The organism is Brucella sp. TWI432 (genome assembly GCF_039674445.1).
Taxonomy (GTDB): Bacteria; Pseudomonadota; Alphaproteobacteria; order Rhizobiales; family Rhizobiaceae; genus Brucella; species Brucella chromiisoli.
This window is the reverse complement of the sequence record NZ_JBDJNL010000013.1, coordinates 1-24,984: the sequence shown is the minus strand read 5'-3', so window position 1 is coordinate 24,984 and position 24,984 is coordinate 1. Positions and strand designations below refer to the sequence as shown.

The window sequence follows — 24,984 nt, the reverse complement described above, 5'->3', positions numbered from 1 at the left end:
TCCTTCTAGTTCGTAGCCGCGTGCGGTGCTTTATCGACGAAGCTGTTTGTGTATGTTTTCGAAAGATCGATTTCGGTTGCCGCAACTTTTTTATTGAAGCTATTCAGAACAACCAGTGGCGTTTTGACATCTTCCTCATCGAATTTTCCATCCGTGGAAAAGATCGCCTTGGCATTCTTTACGGCTTGAATATACGCATCGCGGTCGCCCGAGATGAATTCCTTAGGCAGCTTTTCAACGATTTCCTCTGCCGAATGGGTGTTCATCCATTCGAGTGCCTTGACTGTCGCGTTGGTGACTTTTTGGATGGTTTCAGGATTACCATCAATGTAATTTTGCGTGGCATAGAGAACTGATGTCGGATAAATACCGCCGTAGATTTCCTTGGCACCCTCGTCGCTGCGACCATCGATCAGAATTTTGCCGACACCTTTGGCTTCGATAAATGTTGCCGCAGGATCGTAATTGACCAGCAGGTCGATCTTGCCCTGTTCAAGAGCTGCAACCGCCGCCGAACCGGAACCAACACCGATCAGAGCGACATCATCTGCCGAAAGGCCGTGGCGCTGCAGATAGTAACGCACGAAGAAGTCCGAAGATGAACCGGGCGCTGTAATGCCGATTTTTGCACCCTTGATGGTTTCGGGATTGGCGGGGTCGAATTTAGAATTATTTCCACCAGCAAGGACAAGCCCGGAATTGCGTGCCAGAACGACGAAGCCGACCACGGCCTTGTTCTGTGACTGCATCTGAATGGTGTGGTCGTAGAAACCGACGGCAATATCTGTCGATCCGGCAACGAGTGCCTGCAACGTCTTTGAACCGCCTGAAGCAAAATTCTCCACGGTGACGTCTAGCCCTTCTTTCTCATAAAGGCCCAGCCCCTGTGCGACAGGAAATGGCAAATTATTGAGATTATAAGACCCGACGCTAATACGGACCGGATCAGCCATTGCTGTTCCGGCAAGAGCTACAGTTGCTGCCAGAGCGAGCATGAACTTACGCATTGATTTTCCTCCGGTTAAGTGGTGCCCTCCCGGCAACCAGTTGAATTATGCCGCGCATACGGCTTGTTTGACAGGCTTAGCAAACACATGCCCATCAAAAAGACGGCGGGCTGTGCGCAAAATTCCGGCAGTCACTTTTCCGTCTCGCTCCTGAAGCTTGACATCGAGATGACCGCTGGGATGTTCGATCGCCAGCACGAGCGGTGGTGTGTGAAGACCGATTAGTTTCGATGCGACTGTATCAGCCGTTATGCAGGCTGTTGCGATCCCGACGGCGCCGGTGGTAGCAAGCGACGGATGACATTCGTGCGGCATGAAATAGCGCACATTGATGTCGCCGCCGTTTTTTGCATTGCTGATAAGAACGGGTTTGGGCGTGACCTGATTGGTGACATCGCCCATGCCCATACGTCTGCCAGCCTCGATTCTCAGCTGTTCCAGCCGCGCAAGCAATGCCGTGTTGGCGTTGAGTTCGGCAGCACTCTCGTAACCACTGACACCAAGATTGTTGGCTTCGATCAGAACCATAGGCATCGCGCAGTCAATGCATGTCACGGCCACGTCTTCAATCATTTCATGGGGGGCACCGGTAGGGAAAAGTTTGCCTGTTCGGGCACCTGCCGCATCCATGAAGGTCAGGGCAATTGGAGCCGCCTTTCCGGGTACTCCATCAATGCTGGCATCGCCGAGGTATGAAACTTTACCATCAGGTGTCGGCACTTCTGCCTCAATCAACTTGTCGGTATTGACGTTGTGAATACGAACAAGCGTCGTTGCGCCCTGTGTTTTCATAAGTCCCGCCTCAATTGCGAAGGGACCCACAGCTGCAAGCATGTTGCCGCAATTGGGTGCGGTATCAACGAACTGCTGATCAATACGGACCTGTGCGAAAAGATAATCGATATCGACGCCGGGAATGCTGGATGGGCCGATGATGGCAACTTTACTGGTCACAGGGTTTCCACCACCGATGCCATCGATTTGAAGGGGGTGACCCGAACCCATAATGGAAAGCAAAATCTGATCACGCTCGCGCGGATCGGTCGGAAGATCAGATGTCAGAAAGAACGGGCCTTTCGACGTGCCGCCTCGCATCAGTACACAGGGGATAGAGATCAGATCGTTCATGCTTGCGCTTTCGCCTCCACTCTTGTGTAGTGGGTATTAATCAGTTCATTTATTGCACTTAGTGGCAAAATGATTGATATGTAAAATGCGAAGATTTGGAGTATTGATGCAAAATGAGCATTAATTGCGAAATTCTAGACCTAAGAGCATTTCTCGCCATTGTCGAATTGGAGAGTTTTCACAGGGCTGCCGATACGCTGAACATGTCTCAGCCAGCACTCAGCAGACGCATCCAGAAGCTGGAATTGGCAATTGGGGCGCCAATTTTAGAGCGTACGACAAGACATGTTTCGCTCACTGCTTTAGGCACCGAACTATTACCTTTGGTGCGGCGTATGCTGGAGGAATTTGACGGGTCGCTTTTTGCAGTGCGTGATCCCGGCGTCCAGCGCGGTGGCCTTGTAACAATCGCCTGTCTGCCGACAGCCGCTTTCTACTTTCTGCCGAAGGTCATAAAGCAGTTCAATATTGAGTATCCTAACATCCGCTTTCGAATTCTTGACTTACCGGCGACGGACGGATTGCAGGCCGTTGCGCGCGGTGAAGTCGAGTTCGGCATCAATATCATGGGAACAGCCGATCCGGATCTGATCTTTGACCGGCTTGTCGAAGACCCCTTCGTTCTCGCTGCCAGCAAAGACCATCCTCTTGCGGAAAAATCCGAAGTTGGCTGGGAAGATCTGACACCATATCATCTTATCACTGTTCATCGTTCAAGCGGCAATCGAACACTGCTTGATGGAGCCTTGGCAAAATCCAATATCAAACTTCGCTGGTTTTACGAAGTAACCCACTTGTCGACATCTCTTGGTCTGGTGGAGGCGGGCTTAGGCATATCTGTGTTACCGCAGATGGCGACACCGCAGGGAGAGCACCCACTTTTGATCACGAGGCCTATTCGAAACCCCGAGATTTCAAGAACTATAGGCGTTGTAAGACGCAGGGGGGGTACGTTATCGCCTGCAGCGGAGCGTTTCCTCAAGATGTTGATCGGCACATGGGGGAGTTTCTGAAAGGCTTGTTGGCCAGGGATTTTGCGGCATCTTCGGAAGAGATTTTGGTTTCGTTGACAGCATGACGTGCGTTGCGTTCGCGCATCCCCGCGTCCTGACGCAGCAGATCGTCCGCTCATCTTGGTGTCCGCAGGATGTGGCCTATCCGCCCGGCTACTTTGCCAAAAAGGCTCAAACGTAGAATCACCTTCCTTAAAGGAAAATTCTCGAAGATAAGGTTATACCAGCGTTTTGATGGACGTGACGGCTTCATCCGGGACGCGGGTGGCTGTTTCCCTGAGGATCAGCTCAACCGGCCAAAGCTCGTGAACATCGGATGGTGACTTGCCATCAAGAATATCCATCAGCATGTCCGCACAACGCTTACCAGCAGCGCGCATCGATGAGCGGGTCGCAGTCAGTGACGGGACCATGTTGTCTGCACTCAGAAATGAAATGACGTCATCATGTGCGATGACAGAGATGTCACGGCCAATTGTCAAGCCAAACGATCGGGCAGCACGATAGATACCCAAAGCGGTCATCATAGAGCCTGCAACGAAAGCAGTCGGCCTCAAATCGCGCCTCAAGAGTTTTTGGGCCAAGCGGTAACCGATCTCGTCGGTGAAGTCGCCGTGCTCAATCAAGCCCGGATCAAACGCAATGCCTCTTTCGTCAAGTGCCTTGCGGTATCCTGCGTCTCTGTCAAGCGAGAACGTAAATCCCTCGCGGCCATTAATCATAGCGATGTGGCGATGGCCAAGATCTAGCAGATGTGCGGTTGAACGATAGACCGCGCCCTCGTTGTCAATATCAAGCCAGGCGTGAGGGATGTCGATTTTTGATCGACCATGAACGAGAAAAGGCATTCCGAGTTCATGCAGCAGGCGGATGCGCTCATCATTGGGCTTTGGTGACGTCACGATTATGGCATCAACACGCCGACTGGTGGCAAGGCGCCGACAAAGCTCCACCTCGTCGTCCGTGCCATTATTGGCTATGGGACTGACAAGAATATCCACCTCATCCTGACTGAGTCTTTCAGCCATACCACGCATGAACTCTGCAAAGTGAAACTCGCTATTGCGGCCCATGACAACGCCAATAGAGCCTGCACGGCCTGTCACAAGTCGCACGGCGTTGACATTCGGACGATAGCCGAGCCGCACAGCCTCGTCACGAACACGCTTGCGTGTTGTTTCAGCAACTTCCGGATAGCCGCTCAGTGCGCGACTGACCGTTGTGGCAGAAAGTCCTAATTGTTTGGCGAATTCACGAAGTTTCATTTGATCTTGCGGCTTGGAGAACGGATTAGACGTTGGATTATAATCGCTTCCTTGTGATTAACAATGCGCGGCCACCATCATTGATGGCCCTTTGAGAGAAGTATGCGGCAGAACCAAACCGTTTACAAGTTTGGTAAGAAATTTAAGCCTCTCAATCGTAGCTGATTGGGAGAGTGAACTGCGGTTGCATCGGGAAAGTTTATATAAATCATTGAAAATATAGATGAATATTTAAATCGGTCGTATTTTGTGTTTCCCAAAAAACAGCAGCTTGACAGATTTGAAGCCTTCTGTAACCTTTTTGGAATCCAAACCGTTTTCGATTTTAACGGCCGCTTACTGAATGGATGGGAGGAGGGAACAATGAAAGCTCTTAAGGGTGCACTGGCTGCCTGTGTTGCATTTGGCTTTGGCACAGCATTCGCTCACGCAGCCGAAATTTCGATTGCTGCCAATTCAACTGGCAACAATATTCAGTTTTTACAGGAACAGATTGCCAAATTCGAAAAAGATACCGGCAACAAGGTTCATATTGTATCCATGCCGCCATCAAGCAGCGAACAATTCAGCCAGTATCGTTTGTGGCTTGCGGCGGGCAATGCAGATATTGATATTTATCAGACGGATATTGTTTGGGCTCCGCAGCTTTCAGATCAGTTTATTGATCTCACCGAGGCTACAAAAGATGTAACAGGAAGCCATTTTCCGTCGATCATCGCGTCTCAGACGGTCAATGGGAAGCTGGTTGCATTGCCCTTTTATACCGATGCACCTGCATTGTTTTATCGCAAGGACCTCCTGGAGAAATACGGCAAGCCTGTCCCGAAAACATGGGATGAGATGACTGCGACGGCCAAAGAGATCATGGAAAAAGAGCGCGCAGAAGGCAAGGCTGACCTGTGGGGTTTTGTCTTTCAGGGCAATGCCTATGAAGGCCTGACCTGCAATGCGCTTGAGTGGGTCAAATCTTCCGGTGGTGGCCAGATTGTGGAAGCTGACGGAACGATTTCAATCAACAACGAACGCGCAGCAGCCGCAATTGATCGTGCAAAAAGCTGGATTGGTTCGATTTCCCCTCAAGGCGTTCTTGCCTATCAGGAAGAAGAATCGCGCGGCGTCTGGCAGACTGGCAATGCCGTGTTCATGCGCAATTGGCCCTATGCTTACGCCTTAGGCAATAATGACGATAGCAGTGTGAAAGGCAAATTTGATGTTGCACCTTTACCGGCTGGTGCCGAAGGTGAACCTCCATCCTCGACACTTGGCGGGTGGAATCTTGCTGTGTCAAAATATTCCACGAAACAGGATGCCGCGATTGCTTTGGTGAAATATCTGGCTTCGCCTGAGGTTCAGAAGGCGCAGGCAATTCAAATTTCACGTCTGCCGACCATTGAAGCGCTTTACGACGATAAGGAAATTATCGCGGCGCAGCCTTTCATGGCGAATTGGAAACCCATCTTCCAAAATGCGGTGCCGCGGCCTTCGGCAGCGACAAAAGTTAAATACAATGAAGTCTCATCCAAATTCTGGACTGCTGTGCATAAAACCCTTTCGGGCAGTGGCACAGCTGCCGAGAACCTGGAAATGCTTGAGGTCGAACTGACGGAGCTTGAAGGCTCTGGCTGGTAAGCACGTATCAAGCCGCGTTCGGATCTATTCCCAAGCGATCCGAACGCAAAATTTTCAGAGCCCGCCGCCCTCAGAGGAAGATTATGACGGATACTTCTGTTGATGCTTCAAAAGCGTCGAACGGACGCCGACACCATTCCGACTTGCATACACAACGCATTCGTTCGGCATGGCTGTTTCTTGCACCGACGCTGATTGTTTTGGCATTTGTGGCCGGCTGGCCGCTGCTTAGAACGATCTATTTCAGCTTTACAAATGCATCGCTCACAAGCCTTGCTACGGCTGAGTTTGTCGGTTTTAAAAACTACTTCACATGGGTCACCTTAAAAAGCGGCCGCATCGTTTATCGCGGTCTTCTGGCCGATCCAGCATGGTGGGGCGCGGTGTGGAATACGATCAGGTTCACACTGTTTTCGGTTGGTCTCGAAACCATCTTTGGATTGATTGTAGCGCTTGTGCTGAACGCGAAATTTCGCGGAAGAGGCCTTGTGCGAGCGGCCATCCTCATTCCCTGGGCCATTCCCACAATCGTCTCGGCGAAAATGTGGGGCTGGATGCTCAACGATCAGTTTGGCATTCTGAACCATATATTCCTTAATCTCGGTCTTATCAGCCAGAAAATCGCCTGGACGGCAAATCCCGATACGGCGATGATTGCGATCCTGATCGTCGATGTCTGGAAAACCACCCCTTTCATGGCCCTGCTTATCCTTGCTGGGTTGCAGATGGTTCCATCCGATATTTATGAGGCTGCCAAGATCGATGGTGTCCATCCGCTCAAAGTATTCTGGCGTGTGACTTTACCGCTTGTTCGTCCGGCATTGATGGTCGCGGTTATATTCCGCATGCTTGATGCATTGCGTATTTTTGATCTCATCTATGTGCTGACACCCAACAATGCGCAGACCAAAACAATGTCTGTTTTCGCGCGCGAAAATCTCTTCGATTTCGATAAATTTGCTTATGGTGCCACCGCATCCACGATGCTGTTTCTCATCATCGCAGCCATCACTGTACTCTACATGTTCTTTGGACGTGTGAGCATTGGCGCAAAGGGAGAATAGCCATGCATTATCTTAAGACGCTTGGCTTTTATCTGCTGGTTGCCATCATCATCCTTATCGCAGTGTTTCCGTTCTATTATGCGATCATAACCAGTCTTAAATCGGGAACAGCACTGTTTCAGGTGGATTTCTGGCCAACGGATGTTTCCATCAGCAACTATACCGGCGTTCTCAGTCAGGGCAGTTTTCTTCGGAGTCTTGGTAATTCTTTGTTTGTTGCAACAGTTGTTGTCGCAATTTCACTGCTGCTTGCGATAACTGCCGCCTATGCGCTGGCCAGAGTGAATTTTCGGGGTCGCGGGTTGCTCCTGCTCACCATTTTGTCGGTATCCATGTTTCCGCAAATTGCAGTGCTTGCAGGTTTGTTCGAACTGATCCGGTTCCTCGGTATATTCAATACGCCTCTGGCTCTGATCTTCTCCTATATGATCTTCACCTTGCCCTTCACGGTTTGGGTTTTGACAACCTTCATGCGTGATCTGCCGGTCGAGATTGAAGAGGCCGCGATCGTAGACGGGGCATCCCCATGGGTCATCATCACGCGTGTGTTTATGCCGCTCATGTGGCCGGCACTGGTGACAACGGGGCTACTGGCATTCATTTCTGCATGGAATGAGTTCCTGTTTGCACTGACTTTTACGTCGTCGGCGGGTCAGCGCACGGTTCCAGTGGCTATCGCGCTTTTGTCCGGCAGCAGTCAATTCGAAATCCCATGGGGCAATATCATGGCCGCATCGGTCATCGTAACAGTTCCCCTCGTCATCCTTGTGCTCATCTTCCAGCGGCGGATCGTATCCGGTCTGACTGCGGGTGGCGTGAAGGGATAGGAGTTTACATATGGCACAGCTTCAATTGCGCGATGTGCGCAAATCATTCGGGAATTTTGAAGTTATCAAAGGCGTGGACATGGACATTCGCGCAGGCGAGTTCATGGTTTTTGTTGGTCCGTCCGGCTGTGGGAAATCCACGCTTCTGCGTCTGATCGCGGGCCTTGAGGAAATCACCTCTGGAAGCCTGTCTATCGACGGCGTGGTGGTTAACAGCTTGAGCCCGTCCAAACGGGGCATCTCCATGGTATTTCAGTCTTATGCACTTTACCCGCATATGACGGTTTACGAAAACATGGCCTTTGGCATGCAGCTGGCTGGCAAAGACAAACAGGAGTGCAAACGCCGTATCGAACAGTCGGCAGAAATGCTGCAACTAACCCCCTATCTCGAACGCTTGCCACGTCAGCTTTCAGGCGGCCAGCGTCAGCGCGTTGCGATCGGGCGCGCCATCGTCCGGGATCCGAAGGTGTTTCTCTTCGATGAGCCTCTGTCCAATCTTGATGCAGCGCTTCGCGTGGCAACGAGACTCGAAATTGCTAAACTCCATCAGAGTATGGAAGACACCACGATGATCTATGTGACACATGATCAGGTGGAAGCGATGACGCTGGCTGATCGCATCTGTGTTTTGCGCGATGGGCGGGTGGAGCAGATAGGGACGCCGCTTGAACTTTATGAAAAGCCCAACTCGCTTTTCGTCGCGGGCTTTATCGGCTCCCCAAAAATGAACCTGCTCGGTGGAAAATACGCAGAACAATTCGCGACACACACGGTCGGGCTGCGGCCAGAGCACCTCCAGATCGTTTCGGACGAAGGTCTGTGGAGCGGTCGCGTGATCCACACGGAAATTCTCGGCTCGGATACATATGTCTATATTGATCTCGGTACCGAAGAACCTCTCGTGGTTCGCGAAAGCGGCGTGTCAATCCGCAAACCCGGTGATTTGCTATCCATTGCGCCGACTGGCGAACGTATCCATCGCTTTGATGAGAATGGGCGTGCGCAGGACGGTTAGACCACCTTTCAAATCGAGAAATCTTTTTTGGAGCAATACGTTCAGGCACCGGCTTCATAAACCGGCGCGCATGTTCGCAAGGCTCAAATCCACACAAGGGCTGATAGCCGCAATTAAGGAGAATAGCCGTGTCTATACGCACTATCGTCTGGGGTGAAAATGTCCACGAGCAGATCAATGAAACTGTTCGTGCTGTTTATCCGAATGGAATGCACAACACGATTGCAGACGCACTCAATGGCGATAGCACCATTGACGCCACCACGGCCACCTTGCAAGAGCCGGAGCACGGCCTCACGGAAGAACGTCTCGCCAACACGGATGTCCTGGTGTGGTGGGGGCATAAGGACCATGGCGGCGTAAAGGATGAAATTGTTGAGCGCGTTGCCAGACGCGTTTTTGAGGGCATGGGACTGATCGTGCTTCACTCAGGCCATTTTTCTAAAATTTTCAAGCGCTTGATGGGAACGCCCTGTGCGCTGAAATGGCGTGAAGCAGGCGAACGTGAGCGGGTCTGGGTTGTGAATCGGGGTCACCCCATTGCACAGGGGCTGGATGAGAATTTTGTGCTTGAAAACGAAGAAATGTATGGCGAGCAATTTTCCGTTCCTGAACCGTTAGAAACGGTATTTATCTCATGGTTTGCGGGCGGTGAGGTATTTCGTTCAGGACTCACATGGCGGCGCGGCGCAGGCAATATCTTCTACTTCCGTCCCGGCCACGAAACCTACCCCACCTATCACGATGCGAATGTGCAAACCGTACTGCGTAACGCCGTCAAGTGGGCCTATAACCCTCAACCCGCATGGACTGATATTCACACGGCACCCAATGTCCCGGTCGATCAGGCTTTAGAGCCGATTGTCGAGCGGGGGCCTAAACTTCATAAGGCCGGTGAAGCCGGTTATCGTTGAGGTGCATGATGCGTCTTCTTATTCTTGGAACTGGCGGCATGGCAAAGAACCATGCCGAGGCCTTCAAAGCCATAGATGGCGTTGAAGTGGTCGCAGCTTGTGACGTGTCAGCGGAACGCGTTGATGCATTCTGCGAAAATCATGACATTCACGACCGCTTCACGCGGCTGGAGGATGCTCTTGAATGGAACCGCTTTGATGCTGTTGCAAATGTGACGCCGGATGCGATCCATCATCCGACGTCATTGGCGCTCATCGGCGCTGGCAAACATATCTTTTGCGAAAAGCCGCTTGCAGAGAGCTACGACAAAGCCGCTGAAATGGCTGATGCTGCCGAGCAGGCGGGCATCATCAATATGGTCAATCTTACATATCGCAATGTCGCTCCTTTACAAAAGGCACGCGACATTGTGATGTCTGGCGAAATCGGTCAGGTACGTCACTTCGAGGCTTCTTATCTGCAAAGCTGGCTTGTTTCAAAAGCCTGGGGTGACTGGAAAACCGAGAGCAAGTGGCTCTGGAGGCTTTCCACGCGCCACGGTTCCAATGGGGTTCTTGGCGATGTTGGCATTCACATTCTTGATTTTGCATCCTATGCAATCGGCAGCGATGTGGAACGGGCATCGGCCCGATTGAAGACCTTCGACAAGGCCGACAACAATCAAATCGGTGAATATGTGCTGGATGCGAATGACAGCTTTGTAATGACGGCGGAATATTCGAACGGTGCGCTTGGCGTCATACATGCCAGCCGCTGGGCAACAGGTCATCTTAATGAATTGCGATTGCGCATTCATGGCGACAAAGGCGCGCTTGAAGTCATTCATACACCGACAGGTTCCACCCTTCGTGGTTCAATCGGGGAAGATATTGAGACACCGGTGTGGCGCGAGATTGAAGTAAGCCCCGTCGAAACCAATTATCAGCGGTTTGCACGAGCAGTAGCGGATGGGGTTGGTCTGGAGCCGAACTTCCGTCACGCTGCAAATCTTCAACGCGTTCTTGATCACGCGATGAATGTGGATCAGCCTTTGCCACAGGTGGTGAATATCTGACCGGTCCGGGCGCTGCTCATATATGTGTATTGTTCAATAGAAAACATGGCGACACGATTGATGCTACTTGAGCAAAAATCGTGATCGCCGAGGGTGAACGGCAGAGAGATGATGCAGCCCCCAGAAGCTGAAAGGAGAGTGCTTTTACGTTCCTTCGGCTCTATTGACGCATCTGTAACGTCCGATCTGGATCACCACTTCCTCACAGTCTTTTCGTTGATCCCATAGGCCGTGTGGAAAATTATATTTTCATCATATCTATTTGGGGCATGGTGGGTTTTGCCCCTGAATGCGTCGAACAGCCCTTATGGAGATACATTTCACAGCGGTCTGTTCTCCTGTTCAGAAACAAAATCCTCTCACACCACGACCGAAAAATAATTATCCATATTGCCTAGAGCCGCGCGAATTCCGCGACTTGAGCTTTCAGCAGCTTTAGCTCTGCTTTGATGACGTGCGTGGTCTTGGCGCTGCCTTGAAAAGTGACCGATAGTGCTTTCCTCTGTGAAAATGAAAATAAGCAACCATCACATTCCGGGGGTGAACTATTGGAAATATGCTAAAGTCATGCGCGCCTAAAAAAATCAGCTGAAAGAATAATCTTTCAGCTGATGAACCATTTAAACATCTATCAGATAATCAATTCCAAGGCAGAATATCGCGCCAACTCTTGCCACCGCCACTGGCGGCTTTTTTGCGTTCACGCTCTTTCTGGGCCTCATCCTGCCCCAACTCACCGGCGGCAGCTGTTGCCGCAGGCTGGCGATACCCCAAAGGCGGTTCACTCAAATATTTACGCGTTGTAGAAGACCCTTGTGACTGCTGCTCACGCGCTTTTTTCAGCTCGGCAATACGTGCCGGATCTGCTGTTGGCGTGCGCGTTTCGTATTCTTCGCGGCGGCTGTTGCCGCGCGGAAGCATTCTCGCATTGTCCGCAACTGCAACATCCTGATCAATTGGAGAAACAAAGTTCGGGCTGTCGCGATTTGCAGTAATCTCATCACGCAAACGCTTGCGGCGCTCTTCCGGCGATTCCGGCCAGGCAGGATCGCTTGCGCTTGCGACACTTTCCTGCGGTGCAGGCAAAATGCCCTTATCGCCCTGTGCAGGACGTACAAGATCAGGGCGCGGCTTATAATTGATACGCTCTTTATTCTTGCCCTGACCGAAGCTTGCCATGTTCGACATATCGTCAAGCAGCTGCGCACCAGCGGTCTTGTCGGTTCCGTAGGTCGGCGACGACACACAACCGGACAGCGCGAGCCCCGCAACTGCCGTCATCAATACCAGAACTCGTCCTTCAATCTTCATTAGCGCCACTTCTTTTACGCCTGTCGATTTTCTGTTGCCAAAGGCTTCTTTAATACCCTTGCCGCAAGAAACCGGCAACTCCAAGGCAGATTGCAAGTTTATCTCAAGGAGAGCCTTGTACATGAGAGCGTCTCTACGGGCAATCGCGATATTAACCGCTATTTCACCATACGCTCAATTTATAAAGCAACCCCTTGGGCGAAAAAAGCCCGGATGCAACCGCAACCGGGCTTTCATTGGTTGTTATACGGAAAGCTTACCCAAAGCCTTCAATTCATGCAGTGCAGCCGCATCGCGTGCCGAGACGTCCGGGAATTCCGGGTCGGAGCCGACATCGGTGGTGTAACGCCATGACCGGGCACATTTCTCGCCTTGCGCACGAACCGGAACAACAGCAACCCCCTTAACGTCATCAAGCACGAAGGCTTCAGCAGGGGCTACAGCATCGCTAACCTCGATACCACTGGTGATGCAGATTTCTGCAAAATCCAGACCTTCAAGCGAATCGGCAAGGCTCTTATCTGCGATATAGACAACAGGGGCTGCTTCCAGCGAAGAACCGATGCGCTTGTCGGCGCGTTCAAGCTCCAGAGCACCCGTTACAACACGGCGGACATTGCGAACCTTGCGCCACTTTTCTGCCAGCACATCGTCGCGCCATTCAGACGGAATTGCGCGGAACTGTTCAAGATGCACTGAAGCCGCCTGCGGATAGCGATCCAGCCATGCTTCTTCGGTCGTGAAAGGCAGCATGGGTGCAAGCCATGTGGTTACACGATCAAAGATCGCGCGCACCGTCTGGAGCGCCGCCTTGCGGCGGGCGCTCGATAGCGCATCGCAATAAAGCGCATCCTTGCGGATATCGAAATAGAAGGCCGAAAGTTCGACATTCATGAAATCGATCAGCGCGCGAGCAATACGCTTGAAATCAAACGCATCATAGCCCGAACGAACGACTTCATCGAGTTCGGCCAGACGATGCAGCATCAAACGTTCCAGCTCCGGCAGTTCAGCATGCGGCAGCGTTTCGCCTTCATCATGGGCAAGGGTGCCGAGCATCCAGCGGATGGTGTTACGCAGCTTGCGATAAGCGTCGATATTGGTCTGGATGATGTTTTTGCCCAGACGCTGATCTTCCCAGTAGTCCGTAGTCATGACCCAGAGACGCAGAATATCCGCGCCCGAATCCTTGATCACGTCCTGTGGTATCACGGTGTTGCCGAGCGACTTCGACATCTTCTTGCCGTTCTCATCCATGGTGAAACCATGAGTGACAACCGCATTGTAAGGCGCACGGCCACGCGTTCCGCAGCTTTCCAGCAGCGACGAGTGGAACCAGCCACGATGCTGATCCGATCCTTCAAGATAAACATCGGCCGGCCACTTCATATCCGGGCGATCTTCCAGCGTGAACGTGTGCGTCGAGCCCGAATCGAACCAGACGTCGAGAATGTCATGAACCTGCGTCCAGCCTTCATGTGCGCGACTACCCAGGAAGCGTTCACGCGCACCTTCGGCAAACCATGCGTCAGCGCCTTCTTCTTCAAAAGCCTCAAGAATGCGCTTATTGACGGCATCATCCTGCAGAATATTGCCTTCTTCATCCGCAAAAACGCAGATCGGCACGCCCCAGGCGCGCTGACGCGAAAGCACCCAATCCGGGCGGCCTTCGATCATGGCACGCAAACGGGTCTGACCGGCAGCAGGCACAAAGCGCGTTTCTTCAATGGCTTTGAGCGAGCGCGAGCGCAGCGTGGTTCCATCACCAAGGTTCTTGTCCATATAGACGAACCATTGCGGCGTGTTGCGGAAGATAACCGGCTTTTTCGAGCGCCATGAATGCGGATAAGAATGCTTCAGACGGCCACGTGCAAACAGCTTGTCACGCGCAATGAGCTGCTTGATGACGGATTCATTTGCGTCACCCTTCTTGCCGTTATCATCGATAACGCGTGCAGCCCCACCTTCACGATCCGGGCCAAAGCCCGGCGCATCCTTGGTGTAATAACCATCATCGCCGACCGGGAACGGAATACTCGGATCAATGCCGCGTGCTTCAAGTTCACGCGCATTGTCCATCCAGGCTTCAAAGTCTTCGCGACCATGGCTTGGTGCCGTGTGAACGAAGCCCGTACCGGCATCGTCGGTGACGTGATCACCCGAAACCAGCGGCACGACGAATTCATATCCGCCACCAAAGCCTTTGAGAGGATGGGAAAGCGTTATCTCTTCAAGCTGATCTTTTGTTAGTGCAAAAAGGCGGCTGTACTTCAGTTTTGCCTTGGCAAAGCACTCTTCGGCTAACTTATCAGCAAAAATTAATTTCTCACCGGCCTGCGGCCCAAAGTCATTTTCAGCTTCGGTAATTTCATAAAGACTATAAGACACGCGAGGCGAATAGGCGACGGCGCGATTGCCTGGAATAGTCCACGGCGTTGTTGTCCAGATCACTACGCTTGACGATAAAAGCGAATCCAACGCGTCCTTAGCGTTCTCTGGACCGTCAACCAACGGGCCGCTTCCAGTATAGCGATCCGCATCGACCGGGAACTTCACCCAGATCATATCCGACTCGATATCGTGATATTCGACTTCAGCCTCAGCCAATGCTGTGCGTTCGACAACCGACCACATAACCGGCTTGGAACCACGATAAAGCTGGCCGGACGCTGCAAACTTCAAAAGTTCGCCTGCAATCCGTGCTTCTGCATGGAAGTTCATGGTCGTGTATGGGTTTTCAAAATCACCGCAAATTGCAAGGCGCTTGAACTCTTCCGACTGAACCTTGATCCAGTGGCTTGCAAACTCACGGCATTCCTTGCGGAATTCGTTGATCTCAACCTCGTCTTTATTCTTGCCCTGCGCGCGGTATTTTTCTTCGATCTTCCACTCGATCGGCAGGCCATGGCAATCCCAGCCCGGCACATAATTCGAGTTGAAACCGCGCATCTGGAATGAGCGTGTGATCACATCCTTGAGGATCTTGTTGAGTGAGTGGCCGATATGGATGTTGCCGTTCGCGTATGGAGGACCATCATGCAGCACATAAAGCGGCCGGTCTTTCGCGTCTTCACGCAACTTTTTATAAAGGTTCATTTCCTCCCAGCGCTGCACCAGAAGCGGCTCGCGCGCCGGCAGGCCCGCGCGCATCGGAAACGCGGTCTGCGGAAGGTTGAGGGTTTTGGAATAATCGATCTTGTCGGTCATTTTATCGTTTGCCTGTAATCCCGCACGGCAATATGGCGGGTGAAAATGCTTGAAAACTCTGAAAGCTGCGAGGCATAGCCAGTCATTCCCGGACCTTCCTGCCATGCACTGCGCTTTGCGCAACGCCATCAAGGCTTAGAGGAAGGCCGGGCCAATAATTCGTATGGCCACAATAATATGCCGAAAATCCGTCATCATGGGCATGCTTTTAGCAATGACCTTCACAGGAATAAAGAGGCAGGGCGCAATAAACTTGCAACCCTGCCCCTGAAAAACTTTACAGATTGGCGTTGTTTGCTCAGTCGAGCGAGAAATCGAAGCGGTAAGTCGCTGCAATCCCGACCATAAACTGGTTTGCTGAGCCATGCTGCTTTACGATGCTCGAATCTTTCGCAGGCCCCTGAAGGCGACTATACTCACCAAACAGGCTCGTATCTATCTTGTCAGTTGCACGCCACGTTATGGCACCACCAACGCCAACAGATTCCCAACCGCCACCTGGACGATATTCCTTAACACCCGATGCAACAGCTTCTTCAGCACTTACACCATAATAGGTCTTGAAGTAGTCCTTGGATGCAAAAGTTGCACGCGGACCAGCCGAAACGCGGATAACAGGCGTCACATCGTAGAAAGCATCTGCGGCAACCTCGGCAACAACGCCCTTATGCGCACGGATCCCCTGACGCACTTCACCACGCAAACGCAGCCAGTCGGTCGGGTAAACGTCAACGAAACCACCGACTTCACCGCCAAACTTGGTTTCCTTGATGCCGTCAATATCGGTATCACGCTTGAACAGAAGCTTGCCCACGCCTCCCGCGCGGAAGCGATCCGTGTCGATCAACGCAAAGGACACATTGTCATTGCGCGAAGAAAAACGCTCGGCCTCACCCTGGCGCCCAAGCGAGACCAGTGGCTGTGCGGAAAAACGATATTTGTTGGAGCCTTCAAACTTCGGCGCAATCAAACCCGCAGCCCCGACCTTAAGATACCAGTCACCGGACCAGAAATACTTGCGAGCTGGCTTTACGTCCTCACTCAAATAAACATCGGTCTGCTGCATATCTGCAGCCATGGCCGACAGAGAACCTATGAACAATGCAGCGCCCGTAACAAAGGCAAGGGAAACAATACGCGTCACTTGAAACTCCGATAAACAGTTCCCAAAAAATTAGGGGTATTTGAGACTGTTTGAACGGAATATGTAAAATTTAAATTAAATCTAAAACAGAATATATAGTAGCTATTTCTAATATAGTAACAAGTTTACTGCAAGAATGACAGAAGACGATCAAGTTGAGACAATGGCTGCGCGCCTGCAAGCACGGCCCGTGCTTCTTCTTCATCATGTTTCATCTGCTTGATCAGCGGATCAAGGCCGTCAAATTTCACTTCGCCGCGCAGATAGGCAAAGAAAGACACTTCAGCCACTTCGCCATACAGATCGCCGGAAAAATCAAAGACAAAGGTCTCCAGCAATGGCTTGCCGTCGCTGGCAACGGTCGGGCGACGGCCAAAACTTGCGACACCATCATGCAATGTTCCATCCGCTCTGCGGAAACGAACTGCATAGATGCCGTGTTTGAGGCTGACATGGTCATCAATTGTCATATTGGCGGTTGGAAAGCCAAGTGTGCGCCCGAGTTTTTGACCGTGAATGACTTCGCCGCTGACCCGGTAGCGATAGCCAAGCAAACCAGCAGCCTCCGCGACTTCTCCTGCACAGAGAAGCGAACGAACGCGTGTTGAAGAAACAAGACAGCCGCCTTCGTCGCTGAAGGCATCAACAAGCGACACGCTGAAGCCTGACGATTCTCCCGCCTGTTGCAGAAATTCCGGCGTGCCGCGCCGACCTTTGCCGAAATGGAAGTCATATCCAGTGACAACACAATTGGCGTATAAACGCTCGACAAGGATATTGCGCACGAAATCTTCTGCAGAAAGCGATGCAAAATCTGCGGTAAAGGGGTGCTCGACCACAGCATCAAAACCCATAAGCCGCAAAATTTCTGCCTTTTCCACCGCATCGGTCAGGCGTTCCACAGGCTCATCCGGCTTGAAGAAGCTGCGCGGATGCGGCTCGAATGTGAGCACCAGTGCGGGCAGAGCATTTTGCTTTGCAAGTTCCAGCGCACGCTCAAGCACGGCCTGATGACCGCGATGAACACCGTCAAAATTGCCAATCGCCACCACACAATCACGCAGATGGTGCGGCAGGATATCTGTTCCTGAAAGACGCTGAAAAGCAGGGTTTGTCATGGTCGAAGCAGATTCTCGAAACTGATATCAAACAAGAGCGTAAAGTGACGCAATGGGCGCATGACCATGCTTCTTCAGAAAAGCGTCCATCTTGTCGAAGTCGACAATGCCATCCGCAGCATAATCCGCGGCATGTACCCCACCGGAAATATAAAGAACATCAAGGCCGAAATTTGCAGCACCCTTCACATCGGTCAGCACACCATCGCCGATTCCGAGAATGCGCTTCCTGTCGACTGCCTGTCCGCGAATTTCTTCAACCGCCTTCGCAGCCGCTTCATAAATCGGGCGATGTGGCTTGCCTGCAATCAGTGTGCGCCCGCCAAGCTGGCCGTAATCTCTCGCCAAGGCGCCAGCACACCAGATCAGGCGCGATCCGCGCTCGACCATAATATCGGGATTGGCACAGATAAATGGCAGATTACGCGAACGCAGACGCTGTAAAAGCTCGGCATAATTGTCCGGCGTTTCCGTCTCATCATCATATAGCCCCGTACAGACAACACCCGATGCTTCAAACTCTTCTACCAGCTCGACATCAAGTCCATCATAAATAGCCAGCTCGCGCTCACTGCCGATATGGAAAATCTTGCGTGGTCCCTCGGTAATGAGATCCCGCGTGACATCGCCAGATGTGACCACGCGATCATAGGCATCTTCCGGAACACCGAGCAGCGTCATTTGCGCAATCACACTTGGAAACGGGCGCGGTGCATTGGTCACCAGAATAACGGTCAGTCCCTTTGCACGTGCACGCTGTAAGGCTGCAACCGCCTGAGGGAAAGCGACTTCGCCATTATGCAGCACACCCCAGACATCACAGAAGATCGCGTCATATCCATCCGTCAGATCATCAAGGCGTTCAGGCAGTTTCATCTTTTTCCTCAATCTTCCTATTGTCCGGTAGGCTCAGAAACCAAATGTCGTCAAAAAAATCCACAGTGGGCTTCCTCTACAAGACACAGCCTGATCTGTCACCCGGCTTGAAGCTCTCTGCGTCCAAATGAACTGACAAATAAATCAATTGCGTTAACCAACCGAGCCGTTTGTTGAAGACAACCCCATAAATGGCGTTATTTTTCGACCTACCTTGTCAAACACCTGTATAGTCCCCACCTGTCGTACAAATCGCGTTCATGCTGTCAGCGCGTAAGAAGCAAAAAATTATTTTTTGCATTGTCAAAAAACGGCAACGATCCTTGACAAACAATAGGGGCGCTTCTATCTCAGTAGCACGTTAGCACTCACACAAGTAGAGTGCTAACAAGCGCGGATCAGCTGATCCGTTAATAGGGTTCAACGTCTATAACACCAAGGGTTATACCATGGCTGATATCAAGTTCCGCCCGCTTCATGACCGCGTCGTCGTTCGTCGCGTTGAATCGGAAGCTAAGACCGCTGGCGGGATCATCATCCCGGACACCGCTAAAGAAAAGCCACAGGAAGGCGAAATCGTCGCTGTTGGCGCTGGCGCTCGTGACGAAGCAGGCAAGCTGATCACTCTCGAAGTTAAGGCTGGCGACAAGGTTCTGTTTGGCAAGTGGTCAGGCACCGAAGTCAAGATCGGTGGCGAAGACCTGCTGATCATGAAAGAATCCGACATTCTCGGTATTGTTGGCTAACGCCTCAGGCTCGATATCGTTGGCTAATTCAGCCCAGAACGGTTTCGTTCTTACCAGAAATCAATTCACCATAATCTGACCGGGACAATTCCCAGGAGAGTAAAATGGCTGCAAAAGACGTAAAATTCGGTCGCACTGCGCGCGAAAAGATGCTGCGCGGCGTCGATATCCTCGCTGACGCTGTTAAGGTTACGCTCGGCCCTAAGGGTCGTAACGTCGTTATCGACAAGTCCTTCGGCGCTCCACGCATCACCAAGGACGGTGTATCGGTTGCCAAGGAAATCGAACTCGAAGACAAGTTCGAAAACATGGGCGCACAGATGCTGCGCGAAGTGGCTTCGAAGACCAACGACACTGCTGGTGACGGTACAACCACGGCGACCGTTCTCGGTCAGGCTATCGTTCAGGAAGGCGCAAAAGCTGTTGCTGCCGGCATGAACCCAATGGACTTGAAGCGCGGCATCGACCTCGCAGTCACTGAAGTTGTTGCAAACCTTCTCGGCAAGGCCAAGAAGATCAACACTTCGGAAGAAGTTGCTCAGGTTGGCACGATCTCCGCAAACGGCGAAGCCGAAATCGGCAAGATGATCGCTGAAGCGATGCAGAAAGTCGGCAACGAAGGCGTGATCACGGTTGAAGAGGCCAAGACCGCTGAAACCGAACTCGAAGTCGTTGAAGGCATGCAGTTCGACCGCGGCTACCTGTCGCCATACTTCGTCACCAACCCAGATAAGATGGTTGCTGACCTCGAAGACGCATATATCCTTCTGCACGAAAAGAAGCTCTCGAACCTGCAGGCTCTTCTGCCAGTTCTCGAAGCTGTTGTTCAGACCTCGAAGCCACTCGTCATCATCGCTGAAGACGTTGAAGGCGAAGCTCTTGCAACGCTCGTTGTCAACAAGCTGCGTGGCGGCCTGAAGATTGCTGCTGTTAAGGCTCCTGGCTTCGGCGATCGCCGTAAGGCAATGCTCGAAGACATCGCGATCCTCACCGGCGGTCAGGTTATCTCCGAAGACCTCGGCATCAAGCTCGAAACCGTTACGCTCGACATGCTCGGCCGTGCGAAGAAAGTTTCGATCTCGAAGGAAAACACCACGATCGTCGACGGTGCAGGCCAGAAGGCTGAAATCGACGCGCGCGTTTCGCAGATCAAGCAACAGGTTGAAGAAACCACTTCTGACTACGACCGTGAAAAGCTTCAGGAACGTCTTGCTAAGCTTGCTGGCGGCGTTGCAGTTATCCGCGTTGGCGGTGCAACTGAAATCGAAGTTAAGGAAAAGAAGGACCGCGTTGACGACGCCCTGAATGCAACCCGCGCTGCGGTTGAAGAAGGTATCGTTGCTGGTGGTGGTACTGCTCTGCTCCGCGCTTCGACTCAGATTTCTGCCAAGGGTGCAAACCCTGACCAGGAAGCTGGTATCAACATCGTTCGTCGCGCTCTGCAGGCTCCTGCTCGTCAGATCACGACCAATGCTGGTGAAGAAGCTTCCGTGATCGTTGGCAAGATTCTTGAAAACGGCTCCGACACCTATGGCTACAACACTGCCAATGGTGAATTCGGTGACCTGATCAAGGCTGGCGTTGTTGATCCGGTTAAGGTTGTTCGCACCGCTCTGCAAAACGCAGCATCGGTTGCTGGCCTCCTGATCACCACCGAAGCCATGATTGCTGAACTGCCTAAGAAGGATGCAGCTCCTGCTGGCATGCCTGGCGGTATGGGCGGCATGGGCGGCATGGATTTCTAAGAAATCCAAAAAGCACGCCCATGAGTAGAAAAGCCTGCACCGCAAAGCGGTGCGGGGAGCGGCATGGATTTCTAGGAAATCTGTAAAGCACGCCCATGGTTTAAAGCCTGCGCCGCAGAGTGGCGTGGGCAACAGATCAAAAATAGAAAGCCTCCGGTTTCGACCGGAGGTTTTTTTTATGCGTATTTAAAGCGGCGATTGTGCTTCACGCATGAAATTTGACGAGCACGAAGACGTCGAAATTAGAAGAAAAGTAATATTAATGCGACTTTGCCACATCATGTAAAACTTTGTGATTTATAGAAAAATTAACTATCCCAAGCTTTAATCCCAAAGCGATAGTTATTTTAGTATTTTCTGATTTACATTCCCCGGTTTTCATGATCAATCCCTTCGGATCCGAGATGGACTTCCTGTTTGCCCCCGCACTTTGGAAGTCCTGTCTCAGGCAACAGGAAAGGCAGGCGCAAGCCTGCCTTTCCACTTAAGTTCGCTCCCCACACACATCCAGCATTAACTTGCCCTTCGATATTAGGTCGTGCACTCATAAATAGTCTAGCTATTTGAATGGATTAGTGATTCAAAGGTCTCGGATTTGGAGGTCTTTGATGTCACGTCGCCGCTATGAACTTACAGAACGCGAATGGTCGATTATTGCGCCGCTGTTGCCATGCAAACCGCGTGGTGTACCCCGCGTCGATGATCGCATGGTACTCAATGGCATTCTATGGCGCTTCCGCACAGGATCGTCATGGTCTGAAATCCCTGAGCGCTAAGGACGTATTTGCATTCTCGCCATGGGTATATCGCCAGAGAAACTTGGTCGAGCGCTTCTTTAACCGCCTCAAGCACTATCGCGGCATTGCAACACGTTACGACAAAAAACCGGCCAATTTTCTGGCTGCTGTCAAACTCATCGCTGTCGTCCGCATCTGGTGCATCAGTTTATGAGTCTACGCCGTAGAATATGCCGAAGAGTGACAGCAGCCCGGGGATAATCTGCTGTCCGGTAGCCGGTGCCAAGTGCTTCAACGGCATCGCCATTGCTTGTGGAAATGCGAACAGGTGTATCCTCTGGATATTCAGAAGCTGATGCATCGTTTGAAGTTTCAATGAGCAGTATTTTAGAAAAGTCTGCGCCGAGAACCGGCAACGGTTCGTCATTTGGCCGCGTGAAAGTCATGCCGAAAGTCGGTGTCGACATCGGGTTCGCTCCTTTAATTTTAGGGTATGCCCCGCCACGGGCTGATTTAGGCAACAAAAAACCCGGCACAATGGCCGGGCTTGTTGAAAACTAATAGGCCGCATTATGCGGACTAGCTGTCAGTTTGTGAGTGGCAACAATCGTCGCGCAGCGCCCAGAACAAAGCGAATGCATCGCTTGAAACAGGCTGCCCACCACAAAAGAGACTTGCCACAAGCTAAATTCACCGCATCAAGCTTGACATTCCTTCTTACAAGAGTTGATGAACTCGCGAGTATTTAATTCTTAGGCATATACTGGGGGCAATATGAGCAGACCAACGGTAGTAACACTATCGACGATCCCTTCTCGTTTTCATTTGATTGAACCAACACTGAAGTCGCTTCTGTCACAAAGCCTCAAGTTTCAAGAGATTCGTGTTTATATCCCGATGGAATATCGGCGGTTTACTAACTGGGATGGCGCGTTGCCCCTGGTGCCATCTGGCGTCAGTATCGTGCGATGCGACAAGGATTACGGGCCTGCTACAAAAGTTCTGCCTGCCGCACGTGATCTAAAAGACCAAAACGTCGATATCCTGTTTTGCGATGATGACAAGATTTATGATGCTGGCTGGCATAAGCGTTTCAAAGACGCTTCGGCAGAACATCCTGATGCCTGTATCGTCGAAGTCGGAGAAAGCTTTCCCGATATTTCTGACGATTGCCGCCCCACAGATCGGCTTCCGCGTGGCAGGTGGAAGAAAAAGAATTCTTCATACCGTACCAAGCGGATACTGAGCCTATTTTTATATAAGCCCAATCTTTCGACTGCCGGTTATGTAGACCAGCTCGCAGGCTTTGCCGGGGTGCTTGTACGCCCGGAATGGTTCGATGAAGCATTCTACGATATCCCGGATGTTATGTGGACTGTGGACGATCCCTGGTTGTCCGGCCATTTGGAACGTCGCGGGATCCCGATTTGGATGACCGGAAGGCGCGAGCACTTACCGGAAACCGAAGGTGCCAGTATTGATAGCTTATTGGGCTTCGTAGAAGCAGGGCATGATCGAGTGAATGCCGATTTGCTGGTTATCGATTATTTTCGCGAGAAATATGGAATATGGAAGAAAGGCGGTGAATTGAATCAAGAATCCTCGCTTCGCACCGGCCCGATGAGAGAACTTGCGCGCCGAAGGGAGCGAGAATTGCAATTGGAAAACTCGCAGCCAGCTTAAGCAAGTGCAACAGCAGATTCCCACATTATATCGATGTCTTCATGTGTTTTCGCTATATCTGGCGTACTGCCGATTAATTCAAACAACGAGTCTGTGCGTTGATCCCTTTGACGGCATCGGTGAGACAGCCGGTGCCAAGTGCTTCAACAGCATCGCCATTGCTTGTGGAAGTGCGGACTGGCGTATCCTCTGGATATTCAGAAGCTGATGCATCGTTTGAAGTTTCGGTGAGCAGTATTTTTGAAAAGTCTGCGCCGAGAACCGGCAACGGTTCGTCATTTGGCCGCGTAAAAGTCATGCCGAAAGTCGGTGTCGACATCGGGTTCGTTCCTTTAATTTTAGGGTATGCCCCGCCACAGGCTGATTTCGGCAACAAAAAAACCCGGCACTAAGGCCGGGCTTTTGGTTAGTTTATTTATTGGCTGCTTTTAGCGATGCAGCGAAAAGCTTAAGCGATATCTTTATCGCGCGGTATTGGTCCCCATTGTCCAGCCCGCGTTAAATTCACCCATGTGCCTTTTGAGTTGTGCTTTGTGCGGCGTACGAACCTTGTAGCTTCACGCCAGAGAAGCGGGAAGAATGTTGGACGGCTTTTACGTGGCCTGTTTCCTCCAATGGTGCTTTGTAGCCCAGACTGCCAACAGATAGCTGGCGTAATCTGATATATATTAAACTCGTTAAAGGGACCGTCTTCCGGATCAAAAAGGAAATGGTCAACCGGCGCGGGCGCTTTGTCCATCATCTTGATAAGGCGTTGCGCTGCTATCCGCGAAATAATGTATCCACCTGTTTGCAAATGGCGCGACAATAGGCGTGTAACTGCGTATGGCCCTTCTTTATTAACTGGGAGTGAGATTAAAACCTCATGTCCATACGCATCAATCTTAACAAGGTCAGCTTCTGCAGGAAGCCAATGGTCGGAGGAAAGAAGACGGGCGGCACCGTTGCTCAAAGTAACATCGTCTTCAAATATAGCCGAAAAAGCTGCTTCGCTTTTAGCAGCCATTTCTATGCACTTTCGATGCGATAGGAAGCATCCAATTTCGGTTGGTCCAAGGGCGATAGGCCAATTCTTGCTAAGCTGGGTATAGGAAGCCAACTTTTCCTCTGAAAGAGCGCGCCCATCAACTGCTTCCACCCGCTCAAATGTCAGTCCATGCTTTTCGAACTGCGAAGCCATAAATTCCAGCCGATCACGACTGCGATCAAGATTGATGAGATAACAATTCATTGAAGCCCCTTTTCGTGGTCCTTGAATTAAGGGGCTTCTAATTGGTAGTCAATCATTCAAGAGCCGCTCCCAACAACCATAACGTGTCGATATGGCAAGCAGTGACGTGGCGAAACGCGCACGCGCGATCATCAGAGCAATTCGCAATCGTCGGGAAGCTACGCCAGCCAGAGCGGCGGCGGCTTCGCGCGTGATCTCGATGACGAAATCCCTTTTGCGCCGGAATGGCGCGGATAATTTCCCCCGATTTTTAAACCGCAGCAGAG

The 24,984-nt window shown here is 51.6% G+C and carries 22 protein-coding genes and 1 pseudogene; 12 read left to right on the top strand and 11 right to left on the bottom strand.

What is annotated here, in order from left to right; translation table 11 throughout:
• Positions 1 to 5: 5 nt before the first annotated feature.
• Complete coding sequence (locus ABE527_RS16060; RefSeq protein WP_265986291.1) at positions 6 to 1,007, bottom strand: ABC transporter substrate-binding protein; 1,002 nt, start codon at positions 1,005 to 1,007, stop codon at positions 6 to 8.
• A gap of 45 nt (positions 1,008 to 1,052) precedes the next feature.
• Positions 1,053 to 2,135, bottom strand: a complete 1,083-nt coding sequence (locus ABE527_RS16055) for a 4-oxalomesaconate tautomerase (RefSeq protein WP_499697530.1) — start codon at positions 2,133 to 2,135, stop codon at positions 1,053 to 1,055.
• 113 nt (positions 2,136 to 2,248) lie between these two features.
• Here ABE527_RS16055 and ABE527_RS16050 point away from each other — a divergent pair, with 113 nt between their 5' ends.
• Positions 2,249 to 3,148: a LysR family transcriptional regulator gene (locus tag ABE527_RS16050; protein ID WP_265986293.1), complete on the top strand. Its 900-nt coding sequence runs from the start codon at positions 2,249 to 2,251 to the stop codon at positions 3,146 to 3,148.
• 218 nt (positions 3,149 to 3,366) lie between these two features.
• Here the strand turns inward: ABE527_RS16050 and ABE527_RS16045 are convergent, their stop codons facing one another.
• Positions 3,367 to 4,413: a substrate-binding domain-containing protein gene (locus ABE527_RS16045; RefSeq protein WP_499697529.1), complete on the bottom strand. Its 1,047-nt coding sequence runs from the start codon at positions 4,411 to 4,413 to the stop codon at positions 3,367 to 3,369.
• 363 nt (positions 4,414 to 4,776) lie between these two features.
• Here ABE527_RS16045 and ABE527_RS16040 point away from each other — a divergent pair, with 363 nt between their 5' ends.
• The 6 genes from ABE527_RS16040 to ABE527_RS16015 all read left to right on the top strand — a co-directional run bounded on the left by ABE527_RS16040 (position 4,777) and on the right by ABE527_RS16015 (position 10,920).
• Positions 4,777 to 6,042, top strand: coding sequence for an ABC transporter substrate-binding protein (locus ABE527_RS16040; protein ID WP_499697528.1), 1,266 nt, complete (start codon positions 4,777 to 4,779; stop codon positions 6,040 to 6,042).
• Between the two features lie 83 nt (positions 6,043 to 6,125).
• Positions 6,126 to 7,106: a carbohydrate ABC transporter permease gene (locus tag ABE527_RS16035; protein ID WP_499697527.1), complete on the top strand. Its 981-nt coding sequence runs from the start codon at positions 6,126 to 6,128 to the stop codon at positions 7,104 to 7,106.
• Between the two features lie 2 nt (positions 7,107 to 7,108).
• Complete coding sequence (locus ABE527_RS16030) at positions 7,109 to 7,933, top strand: carbohydrate ABC transporter permease (RefSeq protein WP_265986297.1); 825 nt, start codon at positions 7,109 to 7,111, stop codon at positions 7,931 to 7,933.
• A 10-nt stretch (positions 7,934 to 7,943) separates the two neighbouring features.
• The gene (locus ABE527_RS16025) at positions 7,944 to 8,951 is read left to right on the top strand and encodes an ABC transporter ATP-binding protein (RefSeq protein ID WP_499697525.1); all 1,008 of its coding nucleotides are present in this window, start codon (positions 7,944 to 7,946) and stop codon (positions 8,949 to 8,951) included.
• A gap of 128 nt (positions 8,952 to 9,079) precedes the next feature.
• The gene (locus ABE527_RS16020; RefSeq protein ID WP_265986301.1) at positions 9,080 to 9,865 is read left to right on the top strand and encodes a ThuA domain-containing protein; all 786 of its coding nucleotides are present in this window, start codon (positions 9,080 to 9,082) and stop codon (positions 9,863 to 9,865) included.
• An 8-nt stretch (positions 9,866 to 9,873) separates the two neighbouring features.
• Positions 9,874 to 10,920 carry a Gfo/Idh/MocA family protein gene (locus ABE527_RS16015; RefSeq protein ID WP_265986317.1) on the top strand — a complete coding sequence of 349 codons (1,047 nt, stop codon included), beginning with the start codon at positions 9,874 to 9,876 and terminating at the stop codon, positions 10,918 to 10,920.
• 639 nt (positions 10,921 to 11,559) lie between these two features.
• Here ABE527_RS16015 and ABE527_RS16010 read toward each other — a convergent pair.
• The 5 genes from ABE527_RS16010 to ABE527_RS15990 form a co-directional block, all read right to left on the bottom strand.
• Positions 11,560 to 12,231 (bottom strand): hypothetical protein, encoded by a 672-nt coding sequence (locus tag ABE527_RS16010; RefSeq protein WP_265986148.1) that lies wholly within the window; start codon positions 12,229 to 12,231, stop codon positions 11,560 to 11,562.
• 243 nt (positions 12,232 to 12,474) lie between these two features.
• Positions 12,475 to 15,438: an isoleucine--tRNA ligase gene (ileS, locus tag ABE527_RS16005; protein ID WP_499697524.1), complete on the bottom strand. Its 2,964-nt coding sequence runs from the start codon at positions 15,436 to 15,438 to the stop codon at positions 12,475 to 12,477.
• A 298-nt stretch (positions 15,439 to 15,736) separates the two neighbouring features.
• Entirely contained in the window at positions 15,737 to 16,504 is a 768-nt protein-coding gene (locus tag ABE527_RS16000) for a MipA/OmpV family protein (protein WP_499697583.1), read from the bottom strand.
• A gap of 203 nt (positions 16,505 to 16,707) precedes the next feature.
• Positions 16,708 to 17,700, bottom strand: coding sequence for a bifunctional riboflavin kinase/FAD synthetase (locus tag ABE527_RS15995; RefSeq protein WP_265986120.1), 993 nt, complete (start codon positions 17,698 to 17,700; stop codon positions 16,708 to 16,710).
• A 27-nt stretch (positions 17,701 to 17,727) separates the two neighbouring features.
• Positions 17,728 to 18,576, bottom strand: coding sequence for a TIGR01459 family HAD-type hydrolase (locus ABE527_RS15990; RefSeq protein WP_499697522.1), 849 nt, complete (start codon positions 18,574 to 18,576; stop codon positions 17,728 to 17,730).
• Between the two features lie 449 nt (positions 18,577 to 19,025).
• On the opposite strand from ABE527_RS15990, the gene groES reads away from it, so the two are divergent.
• The 5 genes and pseudogenes from groES to ABE527_RS15965 all read left to right on the top strand — a co-directional run bounded on the left by groES (position 19,026) and on the right by ABE527_RS15965 (position 23,487).
• Positions 19,026 to 19,322 (top strand): co-chaperone GroES, encoded by a 297-nt coding sequence (groES, locus tag ABE527_RS15985; RefSeq protein WP_499695067.1) that lies wholly within the window; start codon positions 19,026 to 19,028, stop codon positions 19,320 to 19,322.
• Positions 19,323 to 19,426: 104 nt separating this feature from the next.
• Positions 19,427 to 21,067, top strand: a complete 1,641-nt coding sequence (gene groL, locus ABE527_RS15980; RefSeq protein ID WP_265986118.1) for a chaperonin GroEL — start codon at positions 19,427 to 19,429, stop codon at positions 21,065 to 21,067.
• Positions 21,068 to 21,675: 608 nt separating this feature from the next.
• Positions 21,676 to 22,018: pseudogene (locus tag ABE527_RS15975) on the top strand (transposase).
• 161 nt (positions 22,019 to 22,179) lie between these two features.
• Positions 22,180 to 22,365: a hypothetical protein gene (locus ABE527_RS15970; RefSeq protein ID WP_499697521.1), complete on the top strand. Its 186-nt coding sequence runs from the start codon at positions 22,180 to 22,182 to the stop codon at positions 22,363 to 22,365.
• Positions 22,366 to 22,578: 213 nt separating this feature from the next.
• Positions 22,579 to 23,487, top strand: coding sequence for a glycosyltransferase family 2 protein (locus tag ABE527_RS15965; RefSeq protein ID WP_499697519.1), 909 nt, complete (start codon positions 22,579 to 22,581; stop codon positions 23,485 to 23,487).
• A gap of 73 nt (positions 23,488 to 23,560) precedes the next feature.
• Here ABE527_RS15965 and ABE527_RS15960 read toward each other — a convergent pair whose 3' ends face one another.
• From ABE527_RS15960 to ABE527_RS15950, 3 genes are all read right to left on the bottom strand, one after another.
• Positions 23,561 to 23,806: a hypothetical protein gene (locus tag ABE527_RS15960; RefSeq protein ID WP_265986077.1), complete on the bottom strand. Its 246-nt coding sequence runs from the start codon at positions 23,804 to 23,806 to the stop codon at positions 23,561 to 23,563.
• A gap of 129 nt (positions 23,807 to 23,935) precedes the next feature.
• Positions 23,936 to 24,718, bottom strand: coding sequence for a glycosyltransferase family 25 protein (locus tag ABE527_RS15955; RefSeq protein WP_499697518.1), 783 nt, complete (start codon positions 24,716 to 24,718; stop codon positions 23,936 to 23,938).
• A 48-nt stretch (positions 24,719 to 24,766) separates the two neighbouring features.
• A partial coding sequence (locus tag ABE527_RS15950; RefSeq protein WP_499697517.1) for a hypothetical protein occupies positions 24,767 to 24,984 on the bottom strand: 218 nt, incomplete at its 5' end.